At 63.5% G+C, this 25,573-nt stretch carries 25 protein-coding genes; 16 read left to right on the top strand and 9 right to left on the bottom strand.

Annotated elements, in window-relative coordinates:
* Positions 1 to 59 precede the first annotated feature (59 nt).
* The 5 genes from LHL23_RS03055 to ade are packed head-to-tail and all read left to right on the top strand — an operon-like array spanning position 60 to position 6,433.
* Positions 60 to 1,073, top strand: a complete 1,014-nt coding sequence (locus tag LHL23_RS03055; protein ID WP_222482394.1) for a BMP family lipoprotein — start codon at positions 60 to 62, stop codon at positions 1,071 to 1,073.
* Between the two features lie 54 nt (positions 1,074 to 1,127).
* Positions 1,128 to 2,636 carry an ABC transporter ATP-binding protein gene (locus LHL23_RS03050; RefSeq protein WP_222482393.1) on the top strand — a complete coding sequence of 503 codons (1,509 nt, stop codon included), beginning with the start codon at positions 1,128 to 1,130 and terminating at the stop codon, positions 2,634 to 2,636.
* Positions 2,633 to 3,703, top strand: coding sequence for an ABC transporter permease (locus LHL23_RS03045; RefSeq protein ID WP_222482392.1), 1,071 nt, complete (start codon positions 2,633 to 2,635; stop codon positions 3,701 to 3,703). Before LHL23_RS03050 ends, LHL23_RS03045 begins: the two co-directional genes overlap by 4 nt.
* Positions 3,696 to 4,628 carry an ABC transporter permease gene (locus LHL23_RS03040; RefSeq protein WP_226428748.1) on the top strand — a complete coding sequence of 311 codons (933 nt, stop codon included), beginning with the start codon at positions 3,696 to 3,698 and terminating at the stop codon, positions 4,626 to 4,628. The genes LHL23_RS03045 and LHL23_RS03040 overlap by 8 nt, the downstream gene beginning before the upstream one ends.
* A 14-nt stretch (positions 4,629 to 4,642) precedes the next feature.
* Positions 4,643 to 6,433, top strand: coding sequence for an adenine deaminase (ade, locus tag LHL23_RS03035; RefSeq protein WP_226428747.1), 1,791 nt, complete (start codon positions 4,643 to 4,645; stop codon positions 6,431 to 6,433).
* 539 nt (positions 6,434 to 6,972) lie between these two features.
* On the opposite strand, the gene LHL23_RS03030 is transcribed toward ade, so the two are convergent.
* Positions 6,973 to 7,998: a Hint domain-containing protein gene (locus LHL23_RS03030; RefSeq protein ID WP_226428746.1), complete on the bottom strand. Its 1,026-nt coding sequence runs from the start codon at positions 7,996 to 7,998 to the stop codon at positions 6,973 to 6,975.
* A 202-nt stretch (positions 7,999 to 8,200) separates the two neighbouring features.
* On the opposite strand from LHL23_RS03030, the gene LHL23_RS03025 reads away from it, so the two are divergent.
* The 5 genes from LHL23_RS03025 (at position 8,201) to LHL23_RS03005 (ending at position 13,657) form a co-directional block, all read left to right on the top strand.
* Positions 8,201 to 8,980: an SDR family oxidoreductase gene (locus tag LHL23_RS03025; protein WP_222475087.1), complete on the top strand. Its 780-nt coding sequence runs from the start codon at positions 8,201 to 8,203 to the stop codon at positions 8,978 to 8,980.
* A gap of 15 nt (positions 8,981 to 8,995) precedes the next feature.
* Entirely contained in the window at positions 8,996 to 10,120 is a 1,125-nt protein-coding gene (locus tag LHL23_RS03020) for a hypothetical protein (protein ID WP_226428745.1), read from the top strand.
* A 264-nt stretch (positions 10,121 to 10,384) separates the two neighbouring features.
* A complete protein-coding gene (locus LHL23_RS03015; protein WP_226428744.1) occupies positions 10,385 to 11,434 on the top strand; it encodes a methyltransferase domain-containing protein in 1,050 nt (349 codons plus the stop codon).
* Between the two features lie 222 nt (positions 11,435 to 11,656).
* Positions 11,657 to 12,763, top strand: coding sequence for an ABC transporter ATP-binding protein (locus LHL23_RS03010; RefSeq protein WP_226428743.1), 1,107 nt, complete (start codon positions 11,657 to 11,659; stop codon positions 12,761 to 12,763).
* A 42-nt stretch (positions 12,764 to 12,805) separates the two neighbouring features.
* Positions 12,806 to 13,657, top strand: coding sequence for a GNAT family N-acetyltransferase (locus LHL23_RS03005; protein ID WP_226428742.1), 852 nt, complete (start codon positions 12,806 to 12,808; stop codon positions 13,655 to 13,657).
* A 64-nt stretch (positions 13,658 to 13,721) separates the two neighbouring features.
* Here LHL23_RS03005 and LHL23_RS03000 read toward each other — a convergent pair whose 3' ends face one another.
* Together LHL23_RS03000 and LHL23_RS02995 are read right to left on the bottom strand one after the other, a co-directional pair.
* Entirely contained in the window at positions 13,722 to 14,396 is a 675-nt protein-coding gene (locus tag LHL23_RS03000) for a helix-turn-helix transcriptional regulator (protein ID WP_065269410.1), read from the bottom strand.
* Positions 14,397 to 14,497: 101 nt separating this feature from the next.
* Positions 14,498 to 14,806 carry a hypothetical protein gene (locus LHL23_RS02995; RefSeq protein WP_222475095.1) on the bottom strand — a complete coding sequence of 103 codons (309 nt, stop codon included), beginning with the start codon at positions 14,804 to 14,806 and terminating at the stop codon, positions 14,498 to 14,500.
* Positions 14,807 to 15,032: 226 nt separating this feature from the next.
* Here LHL23_RS02995 and LHL23_RS02990 point away from each other — a divergent pair, with 226 nt between their 5' ends.
* From LHL23_RS02990 to LHL23_RS02975, 4 genes are all read left to right on the top strand, one after another.
* Positions 15,033 to 15,248, top strand: a complete 216-nt coding sequence (locus LHL23_RS02990) for a twin-arginine translocase TatA/TatE family subunit (protein ID WP_226428741.1) — start codon at positions 15,033 to 15,035, stop codon at positions 15,246 to 15,248.
* Between the two features lie 6 nt (positions 15,249 to 15,254).
* Positions 15,255 to 15,731, top strand: a complete 477-nt coding sequence (tatB, locus tag LHL23_RS02985; protein ID WP_222475098.1) for a Sec-independent protein translocase protein TatB — start codon at positions 15,255 to 15,257, stop codon at positions 15,729 to 15,731.
* The gene (gene tatC / locus LHL23_RS02980; RefSeq protein ID WP_222475100.1) at positions 15,728 to 16,618 is read left to right on the top strand and encodes a twin-arginine translocase subunit TatC; all 891 of its coding nucleotides are present in this window, start codon (positions 15,728 to 15,730) and stop codon (positions 16,616 to 16,618) included. Before tatB ends, tatC begins: the two co-directional genes overlap by 4 nt.
* Before the next feature lie 169 nt (positions 16,619 to 16,787).
* Complete coding sequence (locus tag LHL23_RS02975; protein WP_226428740.1) at positions 16,788 to 17,360, top strand: GNAT family N-acetyltransferase; 573 nt, start codon at positions 16,788 to 16,790, stop codon at positions 17,358 to 17,360.
* Between the two features lie 308 nt (positions 17,361 to 17,668).
* On the opposite strand, the gene LHL23_RS02970 is transcribed toward LHL23_RS02975, so the two are convergent.
* Entirely contained in the window at positions 17,669 to 18,487 is an 819-nt protein-coding gene (locus LHL23_RS02970; RefSeq protein ID WP_226428739.1) for a DUF2189 domain-containing protein, read from the bottom strand.
* Positions 18,488 to 18,799: 312 nt separating this feature from the next.
* Between LHL23_RS02970 and LHL23_RS02965 the strand changes: the two genes are divergently transcribed.
* Complete coding sequence (locus tag LHL23_RS02965) at positions 18,800 to 19,441, top strand: hypothetical protein (RefSeq protein WP_226428738.1); 642 nt, start codon at positions 18,800 to 18,802, stop codon at positions 19,439 to 19,441.
* Between the two features lie 74 nt (positions 19,442 to 19,515).
* On the opposite strand, the gene LHL23_RS02960 is transcribed toward LHL23_RS02965, so the two are convergent.
* Positions 19,516 to 20,688, bottom strand: a complete 1,173-nt coding sequence (locus LHL23_RS02960) for an adenylate/guanylate cyclase domain-containing protein (RefSeq protein ID WP_226428737.1) — start codon at positions 20,686 to 20,688, stop codon at positions 19,516 to 19,518.
* 228 nt (positions 20,689 to 20,916) lie between these two features.
* On the opposite strand from LHL23_RS02960, the gene LHL23_RS02955 reads away from it, so the two are divergent.
* Positions 20,917 to 21,759 carry an ATP-binding protein gene (locus LHL23_RS02955; protein ID WP_226428736.1) on the top strand — a complete coding sequence of 281 codons (843 nt, stop codon included), beginning with the start codon at positions 20,917 to 20,919 and terminating at the stop codon, positions 21,757 to 21,759.
* Between the two features lie 97 nt (positions 21,760 to 21,856).
* Here the strand turns inward: LHL23_RS02955 and LHL23_RS02950 are convergent, their stop codons facing one another.
* The 4 genes from LHL23_RS02950 to LHL23_RS02935 all read right to left on the bottom strand — a co-directional run bounded on the left by LHL23_RS02950 (position 21,857) and on the right by LHL23_RS02935 (position 25,492).
* Entirely contained in the window at positions 21,857 to 23,086 is a 1,230-nt protein-coding gene (locus LHL23_RS02950; protein ID WP_226428735.1) for a M23 family metallopeptidase, read from the bottom strand.
* 102 nt (positions 23,087 to 23,188) lie between these two features.
* Positions 23,189 to 23,836, bottom strand: a complete 648-nt coding sequence (locus LHL23_RS02945) for a protein-L-isoaspartate(D-aspartate) O-methyltransferase (protein ID WP_222475110.1) — start codon at positions 23,834 to 23,836, stop codon at positions 23,189 to 23,191.
* On the bottom strand, positions 23,833 to 24,627 hold the full coding sequence (gene surE, locus LHL23_RS02940) for a 5'/3'-nucleotidase SurE (protein ID WP_226428734.1): 795 nt from the start codon (positions 24,625 to 24,627) through the stop codon (positions 23,833 to 23,835). The genes LHL23_RS02945 and surE overlap by 4 nt, the downstream gene beginning before the upstream one ends.
* A gap of 217 nt (positions 24,628 to 24,844) precedes the next feature.
* The gene (locus LHL23_RS02935) at positions 24,845 to 25,492 is read right to left on the bottom strand and encodes an SDR family NAD(P)-dependent oxidoreductase (RefSeq protein ID WP_226428733.1); all 648 of its coding nucleotides are present in this window, start codon (positions 25,490 to 25,492) and stop codon (positions 24,845 to 24,847) included.
* Between the last annotated feature and the right edge of the window lie 81 nt (positions 25,493 to 25,573).

The following is a 25,573-nucleotide window of genomic DNA, read 5'->3' as shown; positions in this document are numbered from 1 at the left end:
GAGAGGGCAAGGAGGGGCCGCAGCCAGCGAAGAAATGACAACAACGGGAGGAAGAACCTATGAACATTCGCAAACACGCAGCCATTGCTGCCTTGTCGATTGCCACAGCGGCGGGAAGTGCCACCGCCGAAGAGCCAACGGAACTGGGCATCGGCCTGATCCTGGCTACTGGCCCAGAGGCGGCCTGGGACGCCACATTGCTGCGAGACCTGGAAGGGGTGGTGGAATCCGCTCCGCACGGCCTTGATATCGCTTTCAAGAATATCAATGGGAAATGGGGTGAAGACGCTGGCGATGCAATGGAGCTGCTGGCCAAATCGGGCCGCTACCAAATCATCTGGGCGCACAGCAGCTACTCCGACCAGGTCAAGGCACTGCAGGAGAAGTATCCGGAAATACTGTTTGTCCTGGTGGGGGCCGGGAACGAAGGTTTGGGCGGCAACGCCTATTGGGTTTACAAGCGCGCGCACGAGCCCTCCTACCTACTTGGCGTGCTGGCTGGCCGACTAACCGAGAACAATGTTGTCGGTGTAGTCGGCCAGTTCCCTTCCGAAGACGTGAACGACCAGATCAACAGCTTCTTTGCAGGTGCTCGCTCGGTAAACCCGGAGGTCCAGCGCAAAGTCGCCTTCATTGAAAGCTGGTACGATCCGGCCAAAGCCGAACAGTTTACCAACGCACAAATTGCCGCCGGGGCGGATCTGACATTCCAAATGGTCGAAAGCTTCGAGACCTGTGAAAAGGCCAGCATCATGTGTTTTGGCAACTATGTCGATCACGGTGAGACTTCGCCGGACTCGGTCGTTGCCAGTGCGCTGATCTCCTGGACCGAAGACATCAACTGGGTCATCGGTGAATGGTACGACTATGCCGCCAATGGCACACCTTATGACGGCAACACCTCCGAGAAATGGGTCCCTATGGCCGACGGCGGCAGCGCGCTATCCAGCTTCCACGCTTATGAGGACAAGTTGTCCGCCGAGCTGAAGGAGGAGATTGCCACCTTGTCCGCGCAAATCGCCTCAGGCGAATTGGCGATCCCTGTCGATCTGTCACTGCCCACTTCCGACTGACCGATATCCCGGCTTCCCGCCGCGCGGGAAGCCGGCTTACCCAGGATTCTGACGATGCCCATACCGACCATAGAAGCCCGCGGGCTTTGCAAAAGTTTTGGCCCGGTCCGCGCCAACCACGACATTAGCTTTTCTGTGCATGCCGGGGAACTACTGTGCCTCTTTGGCGAGAACGGAGCCGGGAAATCAACGCTTTCGGCCTGTCTGACCGGCCTGTTCCCGCCGGACAAAGGCGAGATTATCTACAAGGGCGCACCGCTCAAGATGAGCTCAGCTGCCGATGCTATTCGCGCAGGGATAGGGCTGGTTCATCAGCACTTTGTGCTGGTGCCGGACTTCACCGTGCTGGAGAACATTGTCATCGGATCGGAAAGGCGGCTGGTGGTTAACTACGGCGAGGCAGAAGCCAAGCTTCGGCAGATCTGCGAGACCTACGGCATCGATATCGACCCCAATGCGCTGGTGCGAGACCTTTCAGTAGGCGAGCAGCAATGGGCCGAACTGTTGAAGGCGCTATATTTTGATGCTGACCTGCTGATCCTGGACGAACCGACCGCCACGCTCGACATCGAAAACTCCAAAAAGCTGTTCCGTATCATCGAAAAGCTCAAGGCAGATGACGTGGCGCTTATCCTGATCTCGCATTTCCTTGACGAGGTAATGCAGTCTGACCGGGTGGCCGTTCTTCGCCAAGGCGAGGTGGCCGGCATCCGCTCCACGTCTGAGACCTCCCCCGAAGAGCTGACCAGGATGATGGTTGGTCGCGATTTGGAGCCGAAGGTACGGCAGGCCTCTTCTGTCGGCCCGGCACGGTTAATGCTCGAGAATGTCACTGTTGGTCAGAAGGGGCAGAAGCCGGAACTGAGCAATATTTCGCTAACAATCCATCAAGGCGAGATCTTCGGGATCGCCGGCGTTGCCGGCAATGGCCAGAACCCGCTGATGGAGGTGATCGCCGGGGTACGCGTGCCTGCTTCCGGGCGGATCACTCTGGATGGGACCGAGATTAGTGGCTTAAATGCTCGCGTCATTAAAGACATGGGGCTGGGGCACATCCCCGACGACCGCTTTGTCGAAGGGCTGGTGCCAGAACTCTCGATCGAGGAGAACTTGATCCTAGGCGATCACCGCGGTTTCTATTCCCGCGGCGGGCTGCTTGATTTCCCCAAGATGCGTATGAGCGCGGAGCGGATGATCAGGGAGTACCAGATCTCGGCCCCCTCCGCGGAAACTCCTACTGGTAACCTGTCGGGCGGTAACGCCCAGAGGGTGATCCTGGCCAGGGAAAAGCGGCTTGCGACACGAGTGCTGCTCGCCAACCAGCCGACACGCGGGCTGGATGTAGGTGTCATCGAATACATCCATACCAAACTGCTGGAGAAGCGCGCTGAAGGCGTTGCGGTGCTGATTGCCTCCTCCGAATTGGAAGACTTGATGAACCTTTGCGACCGGATCGGAGTGCTGTTTCAGGGCCGCCTAATGGGGATCGTCGAGGCCGGAAGAACCAATCTCGAAGAAATCGGCCTGCTGATGGCAGGCCAAGCGATGGAGGAGGCCGCATGATCACCATTACCCCCCGCACATCCGCAGGCTGGCAGGCGCAGCTTGCAGCCTATGTTCTAGCGCTGCTCCTGGGCTTTAGCGCTTCGGCCCTGCTGATAACAGCAAGCGGCGCCAGCGTTTCCGAAGGGTTTGGTGCGCTTTACGAAGGCGCCTTTGGCAGCTGGGAGGCAGTGCTGCAAAGCTTGGTTGCAGCGACGCCGCTGATATTTACTGGCCTGGCTACCGTGATTGCCTTCCGGGCTGAGATCTGGAGTATCGGCCAGGAAGGGCAAATGTTTGCCGGTGCCATGTGCGGCTATTGGGCCAGTCTGTATCTGGGCGGCGCCCCGTGGCTGATCGCAATTCCAATTATCATCCTGGCCGCGATGGTCGGCGGCGGCGCTCTCGGCGGACTGTGCGGCTGGCTGAAGACCCGATTCAGTGTCAATGAGATCATCTCAACTGTGATGCTGAACTATGTGGTTGTCTATCTGCTTTCGTACTTGCTGGCAGGCGGGCCGTGGACTGCAGAAGGTTCCACCTCTTACCACCAGACACCGGTGTTCGCTGAAAACTTCCACCTGCCGCTTTTGGTCGGCAGTGTGAAGCTGCATATCGGTTTCCCGCTCGCCCTGGCCGCGGCGGCGGTGTGCTGGGTGATCATCAAGAAAACGCCGCTGGGCTTTGAGATCCGCGCCCTTGGCTTCAACCCCACAGCGCTGCGGTTCAAGGGCGTAAATGTCACCCGCACCGTGCTGATTGTTATGTGCCTCAGCGGTGCGTTATCAGCGCTGGCAGGGGTTTCCGAGATTTTTGGCGTCAACTACCGTTTGCGCGGCGATGTGATGGCAGGCCTTGGCTTTACCGGCATCATCGTCGGCATGATTGGTGGGCTGAACCCCATTGGCGCAGTGATCGCAGCGCTCTTGTTCGGCGCCTTGGCCAACGGTTCACTATACATGAGCGTGCTGTCCGACATCCCTCCGTCTCTGGTGCCTGCAATGCAGGGCATCCTGCTGCTTTTCTTCCTCAGCGCATCAGTTCTGGTCCGTTACTCAATCAACATTGTGAGGCCTGTTCATGTCTGAGCTGCTTGCCCCCGATATCCTTATGTCGATCATAACCGCCGCTATGGGTGTGGCCACGGTGATCCTGCTGGCCGCTCTGGGCGAATTGGTAACCGAACGCTCAGGCATCTGGAACATGGGTGTCGAAGGAGCCATGCTATTCGGCTGCCTGATTGCCTATCTGGTAATGGCGGAAACCGGCTCTCCCGTCCTTGCAGCCATGGCGGCAATGGCCTCCGGGCTGGCGGCCGGATTGCTGATCGGCGTCATGACCGTAACCCTGCGAGTAGATCACTTTGTCACCGGTCTTGGCTTCAATCTTCTGGCCAGCGGCCTGACACTGTTCTGGTTCCGCAGCTATGTGGGCGGCGGCAAACCGCCCAGTTATTCGACTATCAATGAGTTTCCGGTGCCGCTTTTGTCTGAAATTCCAGTGATCGGTCCGATCCTGTTTGACCAGCACCTGCTGACCTACGCGGCTTTCCTGAGCGTGCCCTTCATCGCGTTCTTCCTGCGGCGGACTACCTACGGGTTGGAAACTCGCGCCGCGGGCGAAAACCCGCAGTTCTTGGAGGCCAAAGGCCTGTCGGTAGCGACCCGCCAGTACAGCGCGCTGCTGTTCGGTTCGGCGTTGACTGCCCTAGGTGGCGCCTTCTTGATGATGGCCTTTGCTGATCAGTTCCGCCCGGATATCTCCGGCGGCCGAGGCTGGCTGGCCATTGTGGCGGTCATTGCCGGCAACTGGCGCCCGGTCCGCACCATGATCGCGGTGCTGATCTTTGCCTTCCTGGACAGTGCTGCAGTTCATGCGCAAGGCGTCGGTGTCGACATTCCTTATCAGTTCTTCCTGATGCTGCCTTACGTGGCCTCGATCTTGCTTCTGGTGATGATCCGCAGCCGCTCAGGCCAGCCTGCAAAACTTGGCGTTCCCTATCTCAAGCACTAACGACAGGAGTTCCCATGTCTATTCCTTCCTGGACAGAATCCGCACCGCGCCTGATCGACACCGCAATGGGACGTACCCCAGCCGACAGTGTCATCCGCGGCGGCAAATGGGTGAATGTGTACTCGGGCGAGATCATCCCTAACACAGATATTGCCATCGCCGCCGGACGGATAGCCTATGTCGGCCCGGACGCAAGCCACGCGATCGGCGCTAATACCAAGGTAATCGAGGCCAAGGGCCGCTACATGGTGCCGGGTCTGTGCGATGCACATATGCACGTCGAAAGCGGCATGGTCACAGTGACTGAGTTCGCCCGCGCGGTAATCCCGCACGGCACCACCTCAATGTTCATAGATCCGCATGAGATCGCTAATGTGTTGGGCCTGGCTGGAGTTCGGCTGATGCATGACGATGCCGCTAGCCTGCCGATCAACGTACAGGTGCAAGTGCCCTCCTGCGTGCCCTCGGCACCTGGGTTGGAGAACGCAGGCGCAGAGTTCAGCATCAGGGATGTAACCGAAGCGCTTGGGTGGCCACAGACCTGTGGCCTTGGTGAAATGATGAATTTTCCCGGCGTCGCCATGAATGATCCCAAGATGATCGGCGAAATCGGCGCCACTCAACTGGCCAACAAGACCGTTGGCGGTCATTTCGCCTCGCCGGATCTTGGGCTGATGTTCCATGGCTATGTGGCCGGCGGTCCGGCGGACGATCATGAGGGCACCCGCAAGGAAGATCCCGTCGCCCGCATCCGTCAGGGCATGCGCGCCATGCTCCGGCTTGGCTCGGCCTGGTATGACGTGGCCGAGCAGATCAAGGCAGTCACAGAGGATGGAATGGACCCGCGGAACTTTCTCCTCTGCACCGACGATAGCCACTCCGGAACGCTGGTGAACGACGGTCATATGAATCGTGTGGTCCGCCATGCCATCCAGCAGGGGTTGAAGCCCATCACCGCCATTCAGATGGCCACTCTTAACACCGCCCAGCATTTCGGCATGGAAAAGGATATCGGCTCCATCTCCCCTGGTCGCCGGGCTGATATTATCTTGACCTCCGACCTGCCGACCCTTCCGATGGAACTTGTGATGGCTGCTGGCGAGGTGCTGGCGGAAGATGGCAGGCTTACAGCAAATATTCCCTTCAACGACTACCCGGAATTTGCCAAGAACACCGTCAACCTTGGCAAGCGCCTGGCTGCGGATGACTTTGACATTTATGCCCCTGAAGGCGCGGCAGAGGTGAGAGCCCGGGTCATTGGCGTCATTGAAAACCAAGCCCCGACACGGGCGCTGGAGGCCAATCTCAGCGTCGAGAACGGGTTGGTCAGCATGGATGCCGGAAAAGATGTCTGTCAGATAGCGCTGGTCGAGCGCCACCGAGGTACCGGCGGTGTGGTGAATGGCTTCGTGTCCGGTTTCGGCTATGACAAACCCTGTGCGGTGGCCTCAACTGTCGCACATGACAGCCACCATATGATTGTTGTTGGCACCTCCAAGGAGGACATGGCGGCAGCGGCCAATCACCTGGGAAAAGTCGGCGGGGGTATCACCGTCTTCTCCGAAGGCAAGGAGCTGGCAACAGTTGAACTGGCCATTGCCGGTCTGATGTCAGAGGAACGCGCGGAGATTGTCGCCGAGAAAGCCGCGGCAATGGTCGCCGCTATGGGCACATGCGGCTGCAAGCTGAACAATGCCTATATGCAGCATTCGCTGCTGGCGCTGGTTGTGATTCCCGAAATCCGGATTTCAGATTTGGGGATCATTGACGTCTCAAAATTTGAAAAGGTCGATCTGTTCATCTGAATCAGGAGGAGAACGGCTACCGTAACCACCCTTCTGGAACCTTAAGCGAATACTCACTTGGTTCTGTGTTCTATGAGATTGGCTTCTGGTTTTCATTGCGAAGGAAATAAACTGCCGTATTCCCTCCCGTCGCAGCGCGAATTGAGAGCGGGTGCAGCAAACTTTCGCTGCACCTGCGATCAACGAGAATTCAGCGTGAGCTGCTCGCCTCAAACGTCTGCAGTTTGAAGTTAGCCTGTTCTCCAAGCCAGGAGACAAACAATGCTCATAAACCGTTTCAGCGAAGAGCAGATTACAGGCATCCTGAAGGGAGCATCAGGTCGAATGACCACAAACGGGAAGTTCGCCGCGCGGCCGAAAACCTCGCGCTGCAGGAGCGAGGGGTTTCTGCGGCAGCAATAGCTGCAAGAGCAAAAGGCGGCTCCGTCCGCCCACCAGTCAGCCGGCGTCCATTCACTGAAGGTCTGCTTTTGCTGACTTGGCCATGCAGCCCGATGACGGATTCCAGCTGGAAGCGGACTATTTGCAATTAAGCAGGCCTACCGCAACGACGCCCGCTTCAACAGCCGCACCGCATCCGGCCGGTCCAGCAGCGACCGGCTCACGTCCAATCCGTGGGCGCCTTGCTTGTGGGCGGCGGGCAGGGAGACCTGTCGGTCTCCGGGGCGGGCGGTCCAGAAATCCTCGGGCAGCACCGGGCGGGTGACGGGATCGAGGAAGGTGCTCTCGGCGGCGATCCCCTCGGCGTAGATGATATGGTGCTGGTCAAAGAGGATCTGGAAGTAGTCGGCAAAGCCGCCGTCCAGCACCACCACGCTGTCGCCGTTCACCAGGTCGCGGGCGCGGACCAGGATTTCCGGGGCGCCGGCGCCGATCTCGTCACGGCGCTGGTAGACCATCAGCCGGTGGCCGGGGCTGACGATCAGGTCCTCGGCGTTGTTCAGGGCGCCCTTGCGGATCAGGATCGGGGCTAGGTCGCCCACCGCGCGCAAGGTCGACTGGCCGACCCAGCGGACCTCCTGGATGCCGTCGTCGCGGGTCAGCACCCGGTCGCCCGGGCGCATGTCCTCGATCGCGCGCTGGGCGCCGGTGGACAGCGTGATGCGGGTGCCGCGGGTGAAGGAGACGCAGGCCGACTGCGCTAGCTTGCGCCGGGCCGGCTCGCGCTCTGCCTTGACCAGCGTGTAGGGCATCTGCGGCTGCAGCGGCGCCAGCGGCACCAGGTAGATGGCGGCGATATAGCCCTCGGTGTCGGCCTCGACCATCACCAGGGTTTCGGTGTTGGGGCCGCGGTCGGGCATCAGGGTCAGCAGGCAGTCGAGATGCAGCACGGCGCCTGGAGTGCCAAGCGCGCTGTCGCCGGCGATTGTGAAGCTGCCGTCGTGATGGGCGGCGATGCCAAGCCGCTGCGGCGGGGCCGGGCTGTCGAGCAGATAGATGTCATCCAGCACCAGATCCTCGAGCACCCCGAGCGGGTCGCCCATGTTGGCGCCGTATTCAACGCGGAAACGCTCGGCCGGGTAGGCCTGGACGGAAGAAAGGCTGGCGGTCACTGTCTGTCCCATCTGCGTGTGTTTTCAGATCCATATGCGCATGGCGCAGGTGCTGTCCAACGGGTTTGCCCGCTGAATGTGGCACAATGGCGGTGGAACGGGGCTGATTTTCCGGCAGCTTCACGATTGCGTCAGGCACCGGGCGGGTCTGGCCTTTGGCGGGCGGGCGGTGCAAGCTCCGGCAAACGGTGAAGATTCCGGAGGGAGGACAACAATGGATCTGGGTATTTCGGGCAAGCGCGCGCTGGTCTGTGCCAGCAGCAAAGGGCTGGGCCTTGGCTGCGCCGAGGCGCTGGCAGAGGCTGGTGTGAACCTGGTGATGAACGCCCGGGGGGCGGAGGCGCTGGAGGCCTCGGCGCAAGCCATCCGCGACCGGTACGGCGTCGATGTGGTGACGGTGGCCGCGGATGTGGCCACGCCCGAGGGTCAGAAGCAGGTGCTGGATGCGGCGGAGGGCGTCGATATCCTGGTGACCAATGCGGGCGGGCCGCCGCCGGGCATGTGGACCGATTGGGACCGCGAGGATTTCATCAAGGCGCTGGATGCCAACATGCTGGCGCCGATTGCGCTGATGAAGGCGCTGCTGCCGGGGATGATGGAGCGCGGCTGGGGCCGGGTGGTCAACATCACTTCGGTCTCGGTCAAGTCGCCGGTGTCGGTGCTGGGGCTGTCGAACTCGGCCCGCGCGGGGCTGACCGGCTATGTCGCGGGCACCTCGCGGCAGGTGGCGGGCTTTGGCGTCACCATCAACAACCTGCAGCCGGGCATTCATGCCACCGACCGCGCCGTGGCGCTGGATGGCGGCGCGGCCAAGGCGCAGGGGATCACCCCCGAGGAGGCGCAGAAGCAGCGCTTCGCCACCATTCCCGCGGGCCGCTACGGCACCCGCCAGGAATTCGGCGCCGCCTGCGCCTTCCTGTGCTCGCAGCACGCGGGCTTCATCGTCGGGCAGAACATCCTGCTGGACGGCGGCGCCACCAACACCACGATGTGACGAGGGGCGGCGCAGATGGATGGCGGGTTTTCCCTGAAGGACCAGTTGTTTAACCGGGATAAGGTCCGCTATCTGGCGGGGCTGTTCGCCGCGGCGGACAGCGGCTTTGATGCCGGCGGCTTCGAGACGCGGGTGATGGCAGACCTGCCGGCGCTGGAACTGAAGCAGCGGATGACGCTGATTGCCGGTGTGCTGGCGGACCACCTGCCGGAGGATCTGCCGGAGGCCGCGCCGGTGCTGCTGAAGGCGCTGCCGCCGCCGCTGGACCCGTCCAGGACCGACGATGACTTCGGCGATTTCATCTTTGCCCCCCTGGGCGAGTACGTGGCGGCCAGGGGTGTCGAGGCGCATCCGGAACTGTCGCTGGACCTGCTGGAGGAAATCACTCAGCGGTTCTCCATGGAATGGGCGATCCGCCCCTTCCTGAACCGCTGGCCTGCCGAAGTTCTGGCGCGGATGGAGGCGTGGGCCAGCCATTCCAGCTATCATGTGCGCCGCCTGGTGAGCGAAGGCACACGGCCGCGGCTGCCCTGGGGCGAGGCGGTGGGTTTGCAGCTGGAAGAGCCGCTGCCGCTGCTGGACCGGCTGCACGGGGACGGCACCCGCTATGTCACCCGCTCGATCGCCAACCATCTGAACGACATTGCCAAGAAGAATCCGGATCTGGTGATGGACCGGCTGGAAACATGGCGCGCCGCGGGGGCGCAAGCGGCCAAGGAGCTGGACTGGATGACCTCCCACGCGCTGCGCGGGCTGGTCAAGGCAGGCCACCCGCGGGCGATGAAGATGCTGGGCTATGACCCGGATCTGGCGCTGGGCGCCGAAATCGCGCTGCAGTCGGAAAATGTGCGGATTGGCGATGCTCTGGAGTTTTCGGCGCAGCTGGAAGGGCAGGCAGGCGCGCCGGTGCTGGTCGATTATATCCTGCATTTTCAGCGGCCTGGCGGAAAGGTTTCCGCCAAGGTGTTCAAATTGAAGCAGGCCAAGATCACCGGCGGAAAGCTGGAGTTGAGCAAGAAGCATAAGCTGAAAGGCAACGCCACAACCTTCAAGCTGGTGCCGGGACCACACCGGATCGAACTGATGGTGAACGGCAGGGTGCGGGCCGAGGCGGCGTTTGAGCTGCTGCCGGAGGGCTGAGCCTCAGCCTCGTCATCGAAAATATGTTCCGCCTGGCCGAAGGCCAGGCAGCGCCCGTCCCGCCCCCCTTCATGCCGGAGGCGTGCTTCCAGCACGACGCGGGCGCTTCGCTTCCTGCCCCGCCGGGCCGGGCGCTGCCCTAACCGAACTACCGCAATCCCCACGTTCTATCACAGTTGCGTCAAGCCTCCCGCCGACCCGATTGCCGGAGGGCCTGAGGGGCGCTATCCGGATGGTCCGGAACCATCAGGAAAGGCGCCCCCCATGAAACATGAAAACGTGCAGGCCTATTACGGCGAGGTGCTGCAGGGCAGCGATGACCTTCAGACCAATGCCTGCTGCACGCCGGACGACATGCCGGATCATGTGAAGGCGGTGCTGTCGAAAATCCATGACGAAGTGCTGACCCGCTATTACGGCTGCGGCCTGATTGCGCCCGAGGCGCTGGAGGGGGCGCGCATCCTCGACCTTGGCTGTGGCGCGGGGCGGGACGTCTATGCGCTGTCTGCGCTGGTGGGCGAGCACGGCAAGGTGGTCGGCGTCGACATGACACCCGCCCAGCTAGAAGTGGCCAAGCGCCATCAGGATTACCACGCCGAGGCCTTCGGCTATGCCAGGTCCAACGTCGAGTTCCACCATGGCTACATCGAACAGTTGGAGGAGCTGGACCTGGAACCGGGCTCGTTCGACATCATCGTCTCCAACTGCGTGATCAACCTGGCCACCGACAAGGGCGCGGTGCTGCGCGGGGCGCATCACCTGCTGAAAGAGGGCGGGGAGATGTACTTCTCCGACGTCTACGCCGACCGCCGGGTGCCGGAAGAGATGGCAAAGGATGAGGTGCTCTATGGCGAATGCCTGTCCGGGGCGCTGTATTGGAACGATTTCCTGACGATCGCGAAGGAGTCGGGCTTCAAGGACCCGCGGATGGTGACCTCGCGCCTTCTGACCATTGAAAACCCGGTACTGGAGAAAAGGGTGCAGCCGCTGAAATTCCTGTCGGCCACCTACCGGCTGTTCAAATTGCCCGCGCTGGAGGCGGCTTGCGAGGATTACGGGCAGGCGGTGATCTACAAGGGCACCATCGGCCACGCACCGCATCGTTTCATGCTGGACGACCATCATGTGATCGAGGCGGGCAAGGTGTTTCCGGTCTGCGGCAACACCTGGATGATGCTGCAGGACAGCCGGTTTGCCCCGCATTTCGAGTTCATCGGCAGCTTCGATACCCACTATGGCGTCTTTGCCGGCTGCGGCGGCAATTCACCCTTCAACGCGCTGGAACAGGACAGCGCGGCGCCGGGCTGCTGTTAGAACGGTCAATTTGCCATTGAGACTTACCGCCCGGCGGCACCGCCGGGCAGCGCCCGTCCGCCCCCACGGGCGGACGCTTCGCTTCCCCGCCCTCGGACGGACGCTGCCCTCAGCGCGATTTGATGGCCGTCCGCTGCTTTTCTCACCGCTTGCAGCTCTGCCGCTGGGTTGCTATCCCGGCGTGAACCCAAGCGTTTTCATCGGAAACAGCACTGAGGCCCCATGAACACTGCCCCCGCCGGCATCAGCCGCACGATTGCCCCGCCGCGGCTGGAAATCCGCAACATCCGGCGCTTCTTCGAGGGGCGCGCGGTGGTGGATGATGTCTCGCTGCAAATTCAGGCCGGGCAGGTGACCTGCCTGCTGGGGCCGTCCGGCTGCGGTAAATCCACGACGCTGCGGATGATCGCAGGCGTGGAAATGCAGGACAGCGGCGAGATTTACGTTGATGGCAAGCTGATCTGCGACACCGTGTTCCGGGTGCCGCCGGAACGGCGCGAGATCGGGCTGATGTTCCAGGACTTCGCCCTGTTCCCGCACCTGAGCGTCGCCGACAACGTCGGCTTTGGCCTGAAGGGCAGCAAAGACGAGAAACGCGCCCGGGTTGAGGAACTCTTGAACCGGGTGTCGCTCAAGCGCTTCATCGACGGCTACCCGCATCAGCTGTCGGGCGGTGAGCAGCAGCGGGTGGCACTGGCCCGCGCGATTGCGCCGCGGCCGCGCATCATGCTGATGGATGAGCCGTTCTCCGGCCTCGACAACCGGCTGCGCGACGGCATCCGCGACGAGACGCTGAGCCTTTTGAAGGAAGAGGACACCGCCGTCCTGCTGGTGACGCATGAGCCGGAAGAGGCGATGCGCATGGCCGACGAGATCGCGCTGATGCGCGGCGGCCGGATCGTGCAGCAGGGCGCGCCCTACAACGTCTATACCCACCCCGTTGACAAGGCCGCGGTTTCCTTTTTCAGCGATGTGAACGTGCTTAAGGCCGAGGTGAACGGCGCCTTGGCGCGCACTGCCTTTGGCGAGTTTCTGGCGCCCGGCGTAGCGGATGGCACCGCGGTGGAGATCGTGTTCCGCCCGCAGCATCTGCGCATCGACTTCGACCGCGGCGGCCAGGGGCCGCTGCCGACCCCCAGCGACGGCGTCCCGGCGCGGGCCGTGGTGGAACGCGCGCGCTTCCTGGGCAGCGAGAGCCTGGTCGAGTTCCGGATGGATTTCGACGGCTCGATCCTCAGGGCGACGGTGCCCAACGTGTTCCTGCCGGAAGCCGGCCGGGTTATGTGGCTGACAGTGCGCCGCAACCGCTGTTTTGTCTTTCCCGCCTGACCGTTAGCGGGCATTCTGCAGCCAGCGAAACGGGAGGTGCAGATGCGGGGCAGCTATCAGATCCGGGCCTTGCTGCCCGCGGAAATCCGGACCGCCGCGGACTGGGCCGCGCGCGAGGGCTGGAACCCCGGCCGCCAGGATGCGGCCTGTTTTGCCTCTGTGGACCCGCAGGGGTTCTGGGGCGGGTTCCTGGACGGGCAGATGATCGCCTGCATTTCGGTGGTGAACTACGGGCAGGCATTTGCTTTCCTGGGCTTCTACATCGTGGCGCCGGAGCATCGCGGCCAGGGCTATGGCTATGCCCTGTGGCAAAAGGCGCTGGAGCATGCCGGGGGCCGGGTTGTCGGCCTTGACGGGGTGGTGGTCCAGCAAGAGAACTACCGCCGGTCCGGATTTGAGCTTGCCTACCGCAATATCCGCTTTGGCGGGGTGCCGTCAGCCGGGCTGGCGGTTTCCACCGGGTTTGAAGTGCAGGTGCTGACCGCCCCAACGGCGGAGCTGGAAGCGCTGGACGCCCGCGTCTTTCCGGCGCCGCGCCGGGCGTTCTGGCAGCAGTGGCTGGGGGCAGAGGGGCATCACTCCTTTGCCGCGTACCTGGACGGGAGTCTTGCCGGTTTCGGCACCCTGCGGCCCTGCGGCAGCGGCTGCAAGATCGGGCCGCTGGTTGCAGTGTCCCGCCCGGCGGCCGAGGCGGTTCTGGCGCGGCTGCTGCGGGAGCTGCCGCCCGGGCAGGAGGTGTTCCTGGATGCGCCGGAACCCCATGCCGCGGCGGTTGACGTGGCGCGCGCGCTGGGGCTGGAACCGGTGTTCGAGACCGCCCGGATGTACCGAGGCGCTGCGCCGCAATTGGAGACGGATCTGATCTTTGGCGTGACGAGTTTCGAACTCGGGTAGGGGGCTCTACCCCCGGCCCTGTGGGCCACCCCCGGGATATTTTCAGCCAGATGAATAAAGGATCTTAGGAGCCGTAAGGATCGTAATCCTGCAGCCGCTTGCCGGGCTCGTCCACGAATAGCTCGGGCAGGGCAGAGGCATCCTCGATCAGGTCTACCCGGAACACCCGGAAATCCCCGCGCGTCTCGCACCAGGCGGTGAGGGTCCAGACCCGGCCCCAGTATTCCATGTGAAGCGGGCGGATTTTCCGCTCTGTCAAAGTGCCGTCGATACGCCGGTAGCTCAGCTGCAGTTTCTGCCGCGCCTTGATGGCGGCGCGCAAACTGGGCATGTGCGCGAGGGCGCGGGCGGCGTCCGAGAACGGGTAGACCGCGAACTTCCAGGCATCGGCCTCGGCGATGGTCTGCTCCGGCAGCACTGCGTCCACCTTGGCGGCCAGCGACAGGGCGGCGGCCTTCAGGTCCGGATCGGCGGCCTCAGCCACAATGGCCATGCCGAGGTTCAGCGCCTCCAGCTCCTCCGGCGTCAATGTCAGCGGCGGCAGGCTGATCTGCTCGCGCACCATGTAGCCGACGCCGCGTTCTCCCTCCACCGGCACGCCGGACGCCACCAGCGTGTCCATGTCGCGGTAGATGGTGCGGGTGGAGACCTCCAGCCGTTCGGCAATGTCCTGGGCGCGGTGCAGCTTCCCGTCGCGCAGGATCTGGATGATTTCGAAAAGGCGGTCGGTGCGGCGCATGGGTCTAGCCTTCGCGCGGGGAAAGGGGGAGGTCAAGGGCTGCGCCCGGCCCGCAGGCGCAGCCTGCAATTCCTGTGGCCCCCAGGCGCAGCCCCCGGTGATTAAGGCGCCATCTGCCACAGCACCTCTTCATGGCGCATGCTGGCGCTGTCCGGCGCAAGGGCCGCCACCACCTCCGGCGCGAAGTCCTGCTGCATGAACTCCTGCGCCACCTTTTGCGCCGTGGCCATGTCCTTCCACACAACGTAGTCGGTCCACTTGCCGTCCTCGCCCTGGCTCAGCTGGCGGGTGACAAAGCCGTCCTGGGCGCGCACGAACCCTTCGGTGCGCTGCATCAGGGCAGTGAAATCCGCCGGACTCACGCCCTCGGCCAGTTTGAAAGTCACGATTTCGGCGACATGTTTGCTCATCACGTTTCTCCTAATGTGCTGTGATGGGCTGGATTTACCGCCTTGCAACTGACATAAACCTGTCAGTTGGATGCAAGCCATCTGTAAAAAATGCGGAAACCGCCCCTTGCGGAGCATTCTGGAAGACGGAGTTGCTTTCGCTCAAGGCGGGCCGCGCGCTAAACCCGTAGCGAACAATTCCACCGGCGCCCGCAATCCGCGCCGGATCAAGTAAGGAGAGACTCACATGCTCAACAATATCGGCCTGCCTGGCCTGCTGCTCATCGCCGTCGTGGTTCTGGTCCTGTTCGGCCGTGGCAAGATTTCCTCGCTGATGGGTGAGGTCGGCAAGGGCATCACCTCGTTCAAGAAGGGCATCAACGAAGGCACCAAGGAGCTGGAAGAAGACGCTGCGGCATCGGCCAAGGACGTGACCCCCGAGGCCGAGAAAGACAAGGCGTAAGCGCGGATGTTCGATCTTGGGTGGACCGAACTGCTGGTCATCGGCGTTGTCGCGCTGATCGTCGTCGGCCCCAAGGACCTGCCGGTTCTGTTCCGTAACATCGGGCGGTTCGTCGGCAAGGCCAAGGGGATGGCGCGCGAGTTCAGCCGGGCGATGCATGACGCGGCGGATGAGGCCGGGGTCAATGAGGTCGCCAAGGGCCTGAAGGCTGCAACCAATCCCGTCGGCACCGCCATGGACGGGGTCAAGCAGGCCGCGCAGGACATGGCCAAGTCGATCGACCCCACCAAATACGACCCCGATAGCGAGACCGGCAAGCTGGCGGCTGAGCGCGCCGAGGACGCCAAGAAGATCCAGGCGTCGACAGCGCGCGCCGCAGCCGAGCGCAAGGCGCGCGAGGCCGAGGAGGCGCTGGCCAAGGCGGAGGCCGCCGAGGCGGCGCTGAAGCCTGCGGCACCGAAGGAAGAAGAGGCCAAGTCATGAGCAAGACGGATGAGATCGACGACTCAACCGCACCGCTGATCGAGCATCTGGCCGAGCTGCGCAACCGTCTGATCCACTCGGTTGCGGCTTTCATTGTCGGCATGGTGATCTGTTTCACCGTGGCGACGCCGGTGTTCAACTTCCTGACCGCCCCCCTGTGCCAGGTGCTGGCCGAGAGCGGCCAGGACTGTGCGCTGATCTTCATCAGCCCGCAGGAGGGCTTCTTTGTCGCGATCAAGATCTCCTTCCTGGGCGGCTTTATCCTGGCGTTTCCCTATATCGGCTTCCAGCTGTGGCGGTTCGTGGCACCAGGGCTCTACAAGAGCGAGAAGGGGGCGTTCTTGCCCTTCCTGATCGCCTCGCCCTTCATGTTCCTCTTGGGCGCAAGCTTTGCCTTCTATGTGGTGACACCGCTGGCCTATGACTTCTTTCTGGGCTTCCAGCAGTTCGGCTCTGGCGGCGAGGCGGTGACCAGCGAGGAGGTGAACCAGGGTCTCAGCGTGGTGTTCCAGGGCTCCGCCCAGGAGTACCTGAACCTGACGATCAAGTTCATCGTGGCCTTTGGCCTGTGCTTCCAGCTGCCGGTGCTGCTGACACTGATGGGCAAGGCCGGGCTGGTGAGCGCCGAAGGCCTGGGCTCTGTCCGCAAATACGCGGTGGTGGCGATCCTGGTGCTGGCCGCGCTGGTTACGCCGCCGGATGTGATCACCCAGATCATCCTGTTCGTGGTGGTTTACGGGCTGTACGAAGTCTCGATCTTCCTGGTCGGCCGGGTAGAGGCCAAGCGCGAGGCGCAGCTGCGCGCGGAGGGCTACTATGACGACGAGGAAATGGAGGCCCATCCGGATGATCCGGCGGCCGCCGAGGCCGGGGACGGCAAGGGCTGACGGGCCTGAGAGGGTTTGAAATGGAAAAGCGCGCCTGAGAGGGCGCGCTTTTTTCTTGCTGCAGGAAAGGTCGAGAGTTCAGAGCCGCAAGGAGACCGAATCTCAATCTTGTGATACGCTTGCGCTGCGCTGAGAAATACGAACCGCACGTTGTTGAACGAGGGCTGCCATGTTCCGGAAAGCCGACCGGTCTGTAGAAAATGAGGTGCTCAGCGCTTTGACAGTGGGCTTCTCCGCCGATCCTTTCATGCGCTGGCTGTACCCCGAGCCGCACGCGCTCCTGAAACATTTGCCGCGGGTGATGAATTTCTTCGGCGGGCGCGCGCTTGACCACGGAGGCGCTTACCGGAACGATGACTTCACTGCCGCCGTCTTATGGCTTCCGCCGGAAGTGCATCCAGACGAGGAGAGCCTTGTGGCGTACTTCGAGGAAACGGTTGCCCCGGAAAAACACGCCGCACTGTTTGCCACATTCGAACAGATGGACAAGTTTCACCCGCAGAATCCCTGCTGGCATCTGGCGTTCATTGCGGTCGACCCCTCCCGCCAGGGCAAGGGCGTTGGTTCGGCTCTGCTGAAGGCATCGCTTGAACAATGCGACGCCGACGGAAGGCCGGCCTATCTGGAATCCACCAATCCCGCCAACTTGACGCTGTACCGGCGCTTTGGGTTCGAGCAGATCGGGCTGATCGAAACAGGGGAAGCACCTCCGTTGTTTCCGATGCTCAGACAGCCGGCCTGATCTATTGGCGTGGCGGCAGCATAACTTCGGTCTGTGAGTGCAAGGTAAGCTGTGCGGCGGCGGGCGTCTCGACGCAATCGTATTTTGGGCCAATCCTGCTTCCACCGGCAAGGAGGATGGGTTCGTCAAAAACGTTCGGCCCGGTTATTCCGGTCATCTTCAGGATCTGCGGTATACGCCTGCCGCTGTTTGCTGCCATTGCTCAGCTCTGTTCGCCCGGGGACTTGCCCCTCGAAAGCCTGAAAATTGGGTTTCACAACCCTGCGGACGAAAAAGCACGCAGCTGCCCCAGGTGATGGCGGGGCAGATCACTCCTCCGCTGGTGACACCGCCCGCTTATAGAGATGCCATGTGGTGTGGCCAAGGATTGGCAGGGTGAAGATCAGGCCCAGAAACGCCGGCACCAGCGACAACAGCACGGTGACCGAAATGATTGCCGCCCAGACAAGCATGACCACCGGATTTTCCGTGACCACGCGAATGGACGTCAACATGGCGGAAACGAAATTGGTTTCCTGGTCGAGCAGCATGGGCATGGCGACGACGGTCACCGTGAACAGCACAGCCGACAGAAAGGCGCCGACGCAGGTGCCAATCGCAAGGAAGATCCAGCCCTGCGTTGTGAAGAATACCGCGTTCAAGAACCCGTCAAAACCCGAGAAGGACACGTCCTGCAGGGTGATCGCCAGCCAAAGCCGGACCTGATACATCCACACCCAGAAAATGAACAGGGTAACAAAGGCCATCCAGCCCATTTCGCGCTTGCGTTGATTGGCCATGACGGTGAGGATTTCGAACCAGCCGAAACTCTCCCCCTTCTGCAACCGGCGGGACATTTCATAAAGCCCGGCGGCGGCAAAAGGCGCGACCAGCGGAAATCCTATAGCGGCGGGAATGATCATCCAGATCTTGCCGAGCCAGACCAGGATCCAAACAAACAGAATTCCGAAAACCGCATAGAACAGGCCGAAGAAGCCGCTCATGAGGGGGCGGGCCAGAAAGTCGGAATACCCGGCCTTCAGCGACGCGGTGATATCATCCGCAGTCACCTTGTTGACCTTGGGCATGGCCTGCGGCTGCGGCGTCAGCTTGCCCGGCGGTGTAGAACCTGCAGTCTTGGATGTCATGACACACTCCTCCCAAAGCATGGCACCGCGCTGGTCCGTTTGCCAACAGGCCCAGCAGAAAACAGGCATCCCCCCTCCGCATACAAGTCTGCATCAGGTGAGGCATGCGGGCAAGGGGGGAGTATGGCAACTGGGTCGCGCTCATTTTTCCTCTAGGGTTTCAGCGTATTCAGTCGCCGCCCGCATCAGCGAAACGCCAAATCGCCGAACCGGTCCCCCCCAACAATCTTTCGTGAAACCCCGCCCGCCAGCGTATCCTTGCGCCGCCCCATGCGGCATCCTGCGGCCAGTCCTGGAGAATGGGAGGTTTCCATGAACAAGTTTCTCGCAGCCCTGACCTGCACCGCGGCCTGCGCGCTGGCTTCCGCGTCGATGGCGGAAGACCCGCCGATGGGGTTCTTTGTCACCTCCGTCGGCCTTGGCGACGGCGGCAATCTTGGCGGGCTGGAAGGGGCGGACGCCCATTGCGCCAGCCTGGCAGAGGCTGCGGGCTCCACCGGGCGGACCTGGCGTGCCTACCTCAGCACCCAGGAAGAAGGGACACGCGGCATCTCCGCCCGCTCGCGCATCGGCACCGGCCCCTGGTACAACGCCAACGGCGAGCTGATCGCGGTGGATCTGGACCAGCTGCACATCATGCCCAACCTGTATCTGCGGACCGCGGTCGACGAGAACGGAAACCGGATCAAGGGCCGCGGCGACGATGTCAACGAGCATGACATCCTGACCGGCACCCAGGCTGACGGCACCGCCTATTTCCCCTGGCAGGAAGGCGATAAGACTTGCTCGAACTGGACCTCCAACGGCGAAGGCTCGGCCACGGTCGGCCACCACGACCGGCATGGCGGCGGCAACACGTCGTGGAACGCCGCGCATAACTCGCGTGGCTGCAGCGCGGAAAACCTGCGCTCCACCGGCGGCAACGGCTATTTCTACTGTTTCGCAGCGGATTGAGGCGGCCGGCGGCGGCAGGGCAAGCCGCGAGACGTGATTGAAGCACCGGGACGCGCCTGATCAGGCGCATCTTTCTATGCGCCGGGGCCGCGCAGGCAGAACACCTCTATCGGATCGGAAATCCCGCGCACGCTGTGGTATCCGCAACTGGCGAACAGATCCGGGGCAGCCGCGGCGACAGCGGTGGATGCAAGAACGGAATGTCCCGTGGATTTCGTCAGCCCCTCGATCCGGCTCGCCAGGTTCACCGCGGCGCCGAGCACGGTGAAATCAAGCCTGCCGGGGCTGCCGATGTTGCCATAGCTGACCCGGCCCGCATTGATGCCGATGCCGATGTCCAGCGGCGGCCTGCCGGTTTCAGCGCGGGTGCCGTTCACTCTGGCCAGCCCGGACAGGGCCTCTTGCGCCGCCCGTGCTGCCTGTCGGCACTGGCCTGCGCGGCTGCTGCCGTCAGCGACGCTGAAGATGGAAAGAATGCCGTCTCCCATGAACTTCAGCACGTCGCCGCCTGCTTCCTCAACCGCCTGCACGACCGCATCGAAATAGGTGTTCAGGGTCTCGAACACCTCTTCCTCGCTGGCGCGGTCGGACAAAGCGGTAAAGCCGCGCAGGTCGGTGAACATGACGACGGCCTCCAGCGATGTGCGCTCGCCGCGCTTGATCGATCCGTTCCAGACCGCGTCTGACGGGCCATCGCCCAGATAGGTCCGCAGCAGGCTGCGCGAGGACTTGCGCATGGTGACGGGTTCCAGGGCGCAGGAAAGGCCGGGCAGGGAGGCCTCGATCATCTGCAGGTTCTCCGCCGTGAAGCCGCTGTCCGACTGGGTAACAAAGGTGCAGCCGTGCATCGACTCGTCGCCGTAATACAAGAGCGTGGCATAGTAGTCGGTGCCGCCAGCCTCCGCGAACTCATGATAGGAAATGTGATCGGCCTCCGGGTCGAGCCCGCGCAGGCTTTTGTGCAGCGGGCGGCGGTGGGCCAGGATGTATTCGAAGGAGCTGCCGACATAGCTGTCCGTCAGCATCACATCATGGGTGACGTCGTAGCTCTCTGTGCTCTCTGGCGTCCAGACCACCCCCCAGGCAATCAGCAGCGGGTTCGCGAACCGCTGCCCGATATTGACCCGCCACAGCGGCACGCCGGCCGCAATCAGTTCCGTGCAGAAGCGGGACACGACCTTGACCGGATCGCCGGACCGGCGGCCTTCGGTCATCATCCAGCGGGAGAGTTCGGTTACGGCATCCATGGAAGCAGACTATCCTTTGAACCGGCATCCGAACAGGTGTTGAAGTCTGGCGGCGGTCCAAGACCGGATGCGGCGCGGGGCTGCTTTGCAAACGGGGCCGCCCGGATCCCACCGGCGGGAACATCGAAGATACTTCTGCCCAGCCGGGGGTTCTCCCCCTTGCCGCTTGCCCCTGAACATGCTTTGAAATCCGGCAACTGACGGCCCGATGACGAAGGGAGGCACCCCATGGACCAGATCGCATTGACCCGCATTGCCGAGGCGCTGGAGCGGATGTCGCCCGCGCCGCTGGAAACCCCGGATTTCAACGCGGCCAGTGCCTTTGTGTGGCATGTGGGGCCGGAGCGGCTGGAGCCGGTGGAGGCCGTGAACCGGGTTGATCTGAACCTCCTGGTGGGCATCAACCGCTCCCGCGATACGCTCTTGGAGAACACGCGGCGGTTTGCCCAAGGCTTTGCCGCCAACAACGCGCTTCTGTGGGGCGCGCGGGGGATGGGCAAGTCAAGCCTGGTGAAGGCCGTGCACGGCGCGCTGGCGGCGGATCACCCGGACCTGAAACTGGTGGAGCTGCAGCGCGAGGATCTGCCCTCGGTGGCGCGGCTGCTGGGGCACCTGCGCGGCTCTGAACACCGGTTCATCCTGTTCTGCGACGACCTGTCGTTCAGTCATGACGACCAGCATTACAAGAGCCTCAAGGCGGTGCTGGACGGCGGTATCGAAGGGCGGCCGGAAAACGTGGTGTTCTACGCCACCTCGAACCGCCGCCACCTGATGCCGCGGGACATGATCGAGAATGAACGCTCCAGCGCCATCAACCCGTCGGAAGCGGTAGAGGAGAAGGTCTCGCTGTCGGACCGGTTCGGGTTGTGGCTGGGCTTCCACCCCTGCGATCAGGACGAATACCTGGCGATGATCGAGGGTTACTGCGCGGCCTATGGCGTCAAAGTGGACGCGGAGGACCTGCGCGCCGAGGCGATCGAGTGGCAGGCCACCCGCGGCGCCCGCTCGGGCCGGGTTGCGTGGCAGTTCTTTACCGATCTGGCCGGGCGGCACGGGGTGGCATTGCGCTGACCCGGCGGCATTGGCCTGCTTGCGCAGGGCAAAAATAAAAACAAGAAAACCCGGTCAATCAGCCGGGCTTTTGTTTGTTAACAGGTCCTTGCCGCCGTCAGTTCAGGTAAGTCAGCGGGTCGATGCTCTCGAACCCGTCGCGCACCTCAAAATGCACATAGGCGTCGTCGCCGCCGCGGAGCGAAGCGATGCGCTGGCCGCGGGCCACGCTGTCGCCCTTGTTGACGGTGATGTTGTCAACGTTCTGGTAAACCGTCAGCAGCTTCTGGCTGTGGCGGATCACCACGATCGGCACGTTGTTGGAATCCTTGGTGATCGCGGCGACGGTGCCCGCCTCGGCGGCGATCACCGGCGCGCCGGCAGCGGCGGCGATGTCGATGCCGTCATTGCGGCCCTTGGCGTAGGTCTTGATGATCTTGCCCTGCACCGGATACTCCATCGCCGCGCTGCTGGCGCGGGTGGGTTCCGGCAGCGCCGGCTTGGGCAGGCTCTCAGCCGCGGGCTTGACCGCGGCCGGCGTGACCTGTTCTTCCGGCAGCGGCTTGCTGGCGCTGGGCGGCACCGGCGTCTGGCTGCCTGCGCCCGGCTCGGTCACCGCCACAGGCGCTGCCGCCGGGGCCAGCTGTGCCGCCGGTTCCTCCTTCAGCGGGATCAGCAGGAACTGGCCTTCGCGCACCGCGAAATCGCTGCCCAGGCCGTTCCATTCCGCCAGCGATTTCACCGGCACCTGGTAAAGCCGCGAGATGGTATAGGCGGTTTCGCCGCGCTTTACCTTGTGGCGCACCGGTTCCGGCCCGGCCTGCACATTGGCGGGCTGCGGCTTGGGAGCGGGCTGGATTTCTGTGGTGGTCACCGATCCCGGGTTAGGGGAGGTCAGCGGCGCGGTGTCGATGGCCTGGCCCGCCAGGGTGGCGATATCCACCGATCCGGGGGTGCCGCCTCCGGGCAGGCTGCCGGGCGCGCGCCGCGGCAGCGCCAGCACTTCGCCCTGGCGCATCTTGTCGCCGGTCTGCATGCCGTTGAAGCGGGCGACTTCCTCCGGCGGCAGGCCGATGCGGGCGGCCACATCCGCAACCGTGTCGCCGCGCTGGGCCACCGCCACCTGGTAGGAGGGGTAGGTGATCAGCCCGCGGCCATCCGGGGACGGGCGGTTGGCGGTGGCGGTCTGCGCCGCGCTGGTTGTGTTGAAGGCGCCAAGCTGGCCGCGCAGGTCATAGTCCAGCGGGCCCTGGCAGGCGGCCAGCACCCCGGCCAGCGGCAGCAGCGCCAGCAGCCGTGCGCGGGGCAGCCCGCGGAATGCGGTCCGGGAGTGGGGGGTCCGGGTCATTTCGCTCTCCTCAAAACACGGTTCCCCTTTTTCCCGGGGATTCTCTCGCGTCAATCACTATAGCCCATGCGGTTTGCGCATGCGCTGAAATCCGCCGCCAGTTTACGTGTCTTTCCCCAGACCCTCAAGCAGGGGCACGAACCGCACCGGGCGCAGCTCGTCATACTCCAGCCCGTCTTCCGTCTTGCGCACCCGGATCAGGGTCTGGACGTGGTCCGACTGGCCCACCGGCAGCACCATGACGCCGCCGGTCTTGAGCTGCGCCAAGAGCGGGCCCGGCGGGTCCTCGGCGGCGGCCGTCACGATGATGCGGTCAAAAGGCGCCTGCTCGCTGAGGCCGTGGCTGCCGTCGCCCACCAGCGAGGTCACATTGGCAAGCTGCAGCTGCTCGAACACGGCCCGTGCCTCGCGCACTAGCCGGGCATGGCGGTCGATTGTATAGACCCGGCGCGCCAGCTTCGACAGGATCGCCGCCTGGTAGCCGGAGCCGGTGCCGACCTCCAGCACCGTGTCGCGGGGGGAAATCTGCAGCGCCTGGGTCATCATGCCCACCACAGAAGGCTGCGAAATGGTCTGGCCGCAGGCAATCGGCAGCGGCACGTCCTCATAGGCGCGTTCCGAGAAGATGCCGCGCACGAACAGCCCGCGGTCGATCTCCTCGATCGCCTCCAGCACCTTCTGGTCGGTCACCCCGCGCGAGCGCACGGAGTAGACGAACTGCATCTTGGTTTGCGCGTCGGGCCCGCTCATGCGCCGGTGCCCTCAATCGCCTTCAGTGCGTCCATCGCGTCCTGGGCGGTCAGATCGGCGCGCATCGGGGTGACGGAGATATAGCCGTCGAGGTTCACCGCCGCGTCGGAGCCGGGGGTGGTCTCCACATGCTGGTTGCCGCCGCGGATCCACAAATAGCGGCGGCCGGTCGGCGACAGCTGCTCCTCAGCCGAGAAATGGGTGCCGCGCCGGAAGCCCTGGGGCGCGACGCGGGCGCCTTTCACATCCGCCGCCGGCACCGGCGGGAAATTGATGTTGTAAAACAGCCGGTAATCCTGGCTTTCCTGCGGCTGCGCGGCCAGGATCCTTTTGACCAGCGCCGCGCCGTGCACCGCGGCGGCTTCAAACGGATTTTCGGTCTCGCGGTTGGCGGGGCCGTAATACTGCGACAGCGCCATCGCCGGGATGCCCTGCAGCGCCGCCTCCATCGCGCCGCCCAGGGTGCCGGAATAGAGCGCGTTCTCAGCAGAATTGTTGCCGCGGTTTACCCCCGACAGCACCAGATCCGGCTTCTGGTCGTGCATCGCCACATGAATGCCGGCCAGCACGCAGTCGGCAGGCGAGCCTTCTGCGGCAAAGCGGCGCTCGCTCAGCTGGCTCAGCATGGTGGGGCGGGTGTAGCTGATGCAATGGCCGACGCCGGACTGCTCGAACGCAGGCGCCACGGTCCAGACCTCGCCGTCCGGGCCTGCAACCTCATGGGCGATGGCGTCCAGAACCTTGAGGCCTTCGGCGCTGATGCCGTCGTCATTGGTGATCAGAATGCGCATGGGGTGCCTGCCGTCTTCAACCGGGTTTTCGATTGAATAGGACCTGTGCCAGAAGGGGGCAAGGTTTTCGCAAGGAGAAGCGGCATCCGCCGCAAAGCGGGGCAGGGAGGCAACAGGCGGGGCGGGCTCCCGCCCCTTTTGCCTGCATCAAGAGATGCCGTCCAAAGCGTTGGGCCAAGCGCCGCGCAGAAGCGCGGCGCGGCGCTGGTCTCAGGCGTCAGTCCGCCAGGATCTGCGGCAGCAGGCGCGCGGCCTCGTCCTGGATCGGGGTCAGCGCATCGCGGTCCTCGCCCGGGTGGAAGCGGGCGCGCAGCGCCGTGGCCATCGGCTTCGGCTCCAGGATCTTCACCTTGGGGCCGGTGCGCTCCGTCTCGGCCTGCCAGCTGCGGGCCAGCGCCATCTGCGCCGCCTTGGTGGCGCCGTAGGTGCCATAGAACTTCTCGCCCGCCCTGGGGTCGTCAAAGAACACCGCGCGGCCCAATTGGCCCAGGAGCGGCGCCACATAGGGGATCAGCACCGAGGTGGCGGTGGCGTTGATCGCCACGGCCTTGGTCCAGTCCTTGGGCGCAACCGACGGCGCCGGGCACAGCGCGGTGGCATGGATCGCGGTGTGCAGCCACAGGTCCAGCTTGCCCCAGCGGTCATGGATGCCGCGGCAGAGCGTCGCCATCGCCTCCGGCACGGTGATGTCCATCGGCGCCAGGGTGGCAGAGCCGCCGGCCGCCTTGATGCGGTCGTCCAGCTCTTCCAGCGCGCCGGTGGTGCGGGCGACGGCAACGATGTGGTGGGTGGGCGCAAGCGCCTCGGCCAGGGCCGAGCCCAGGCCGCGCGATGCACCGGTGATGAGAGCGATTTTGTCTGTCATGGCCGCCTTCTTGGGCCGCCCGCGCGGGCAGGTCAAGAGGCGGCGGGCCGGGCCGGGAATTTTCGGAAATCCCTGGCAAAT

Origin of the sequence: Leisingera sp. McT4-56, assembly GCF_020514995.1 — a bacterium.
GTDB classification, from domain to species: Bacteria; Pseudomonadota; Alphaproteobacteria; order Rhodobacterales; family Rhodobacteraceae; genus Leisingera; species Leisingera aquaemixtae_A.
This window is presented reverse-complemented; position numbering and strand designations above follow the sequence as displayed.

Excerpts from the sequence above, each read along its gene's own strand:
- LHL23_RS03045 (WP_222482392.1), top strand. The coding sequence starts at position 2,633 with ATGATCACCATTACCCCCCGCACATCCGCAGGCTGGCAGGCGCAGCTT.
- tatC (WP_222475100.1), top strand. The coding sequence starts at position 15,728 with ATGAGCAAGACGGATGAGATCGACGACTCAACCGCACCGCTGATCGAG.
- LHL23_RS03050 (WP_222482393.1), top strand. The coding sequence starts at position 1,128 with ATGCCCATACCGACCATAGAAGCCCGCGGGCTTTGCAAAAGTTTTGGC.
- LHL23_RS02950 (WP_226428735.1), bottom strand. The coding sequence starts at position 23,086 with ATGACCCGGACCCCCCACTCCCGGACCGCATTCCGCGGGCTGCCCCGC.
- LHL23_RS03020 (WP_226428745.1), top strand. The coding sequence starts at position 8,996 with ATGGATGGCGGGTTTTCCCTGAAGGACCAGTTGTTTAACCGGGATAAG.
- LHL23_RS03040 (WP_226428748.1), top strand. The coding sequence starts at position 3,696 with ATGTCTGAGCTGCTTGCCCCCGATATCCTTATGTCGATCATAACCGCC.
- LHL23_RS02990 (WP_226428741.1), top strand. The coding sequence starts at position 15,033 with ATGCTCAACAATATCGGCCTGCCTGGCCTGCTGCTCATCGCCGTCGTG.
- LHL23_RS02960 (WP_226428737.1), bottom strand. The coding sequence starts at position 20,688 with ATGGATGCCGTAACCGAACTCTCCCGCTGGATGATGACCGAAGGCCGC.
- LHL23_RS02965 (WP_226428738.1), top strand. The coding sequence starts at position 18,800 with ATGAACAAGTTTCTCGCAGCCCTGACCTGCACCGCGGCCTGCGCGCTG.
- LHL23_RS02970 (WP_226428739.1), bottom strand. The coding sequence starts at position 18,487 with ATGACATCCAAGACTGCAGGTTCTACACCGCCGGGCAAGCTGACGCCG.
- surE (WP_226428734.1), bottom strand. The coding sequence starts at position 24,627 with ATGCGCATTCTGATCACCAATGACGACGGCATCAGCGCCGAAGGCCTC.
- tatB (WP_222475098.1), top strand. The coding sequence starts at position 15,255 with ATGTTCGATCTTGGGTGGACCGAACTGCTGGTCATCGGCGTTGTCGCG.
- LHL23_RS03015 (WP_226428744.1), top strand. The coding sequence starts at position 10,385 with ATGAAACATGAAAACGTGCAGGCCTATTACGGCGAGGTGCTGCAGGGC.
- LHL23_RS03025 (WP_222475087.1), top strand. The coding sequence starts at position 8,201 with ATGGATCTGGGTATTTCGGGCAAGCGCGCGCTGGTCTGTGCCAGCAGC.
- ade (WP_226428747.1), top strand. The coding sequence starts at position 4,643 with ATGTCTATTCCTTCCTGGACAGAATCCGCACCGCGCCTGATCGACACC.
- LHL23_RS03000 (WP_065269410.1), bottom strand. The coding sequence starts at position 14,396 with ATGCGCCGCACCGACCGCCTTTTCGAAATCATCCAGATCCTGCGCGAC.
- LHL23_RS03005 (WP_226428742.1), top strand. The coding sequence starts at position 12,806 with ATGCGGGGCAGCTATCAGATCCGGGCCTTGCTGCCCGCGGAAATCCGG.
- LHL23_RS02935 (WP_226428733.1), bottom strand. The coding sequence starts at position 25,492 with ATGACAGACAAAATCGCTCTCATCACCGGTGCATCGCGCGGCCTGGGC.
- LHL23_RS03055 (WP_222482394.1), top strand. The coding sequence starts at position 60 with ATGAACATTCGCAAACACGCAGCCATTGCTGCCTTGTCGATTGCCACA.
- LHL23_RS02945 (WP_222475110.1), bottom strand. The coding sequence starts at position 23,836 with ATGAGCGGGCCCGACGCGCAAACCAAGATGCAGTTCGTCTACTCCGTG.
- LHL23_RS03010 (WP_226428743.1), top strand. The coding sequence starts at position 11,657 with ATGAACACTGCCCCCGCCGGCATCAGCCGCACGATTGCCCCGCCGCGG.
- LHL23_RS02955 (WP_226428736.1), top strand. The coding sequence starts at position 20,917 with ATGGACCAGATCGCATTGACCCGCATTGCCGAGGCGCTGGAGCGGATG.
- LHL23_RS03030 (WP_226428746.1), bottom strand. The coding sequence starts at position 7,998 with ATGGGACAGACAGTGACCGCCAGCCTTTCTTCCGTCCAGGCCTACCCG.
- LHL23_RS02975 (WP_226428740.1), top strand. The coding sequence starts at position 16,788 with ATGTTCCGGAAAGCCGACCGGTCTGTAGAAAATGAGGTGCTCAGCGCT.
- LHL23_RS02995 (WP_222475095.1), bottom strand. The coding sequence starts at position 14,806 with ATGAGCAAACATGTCGCCGAAATCGTGACTTTCAAACTGGCCGAGGGC.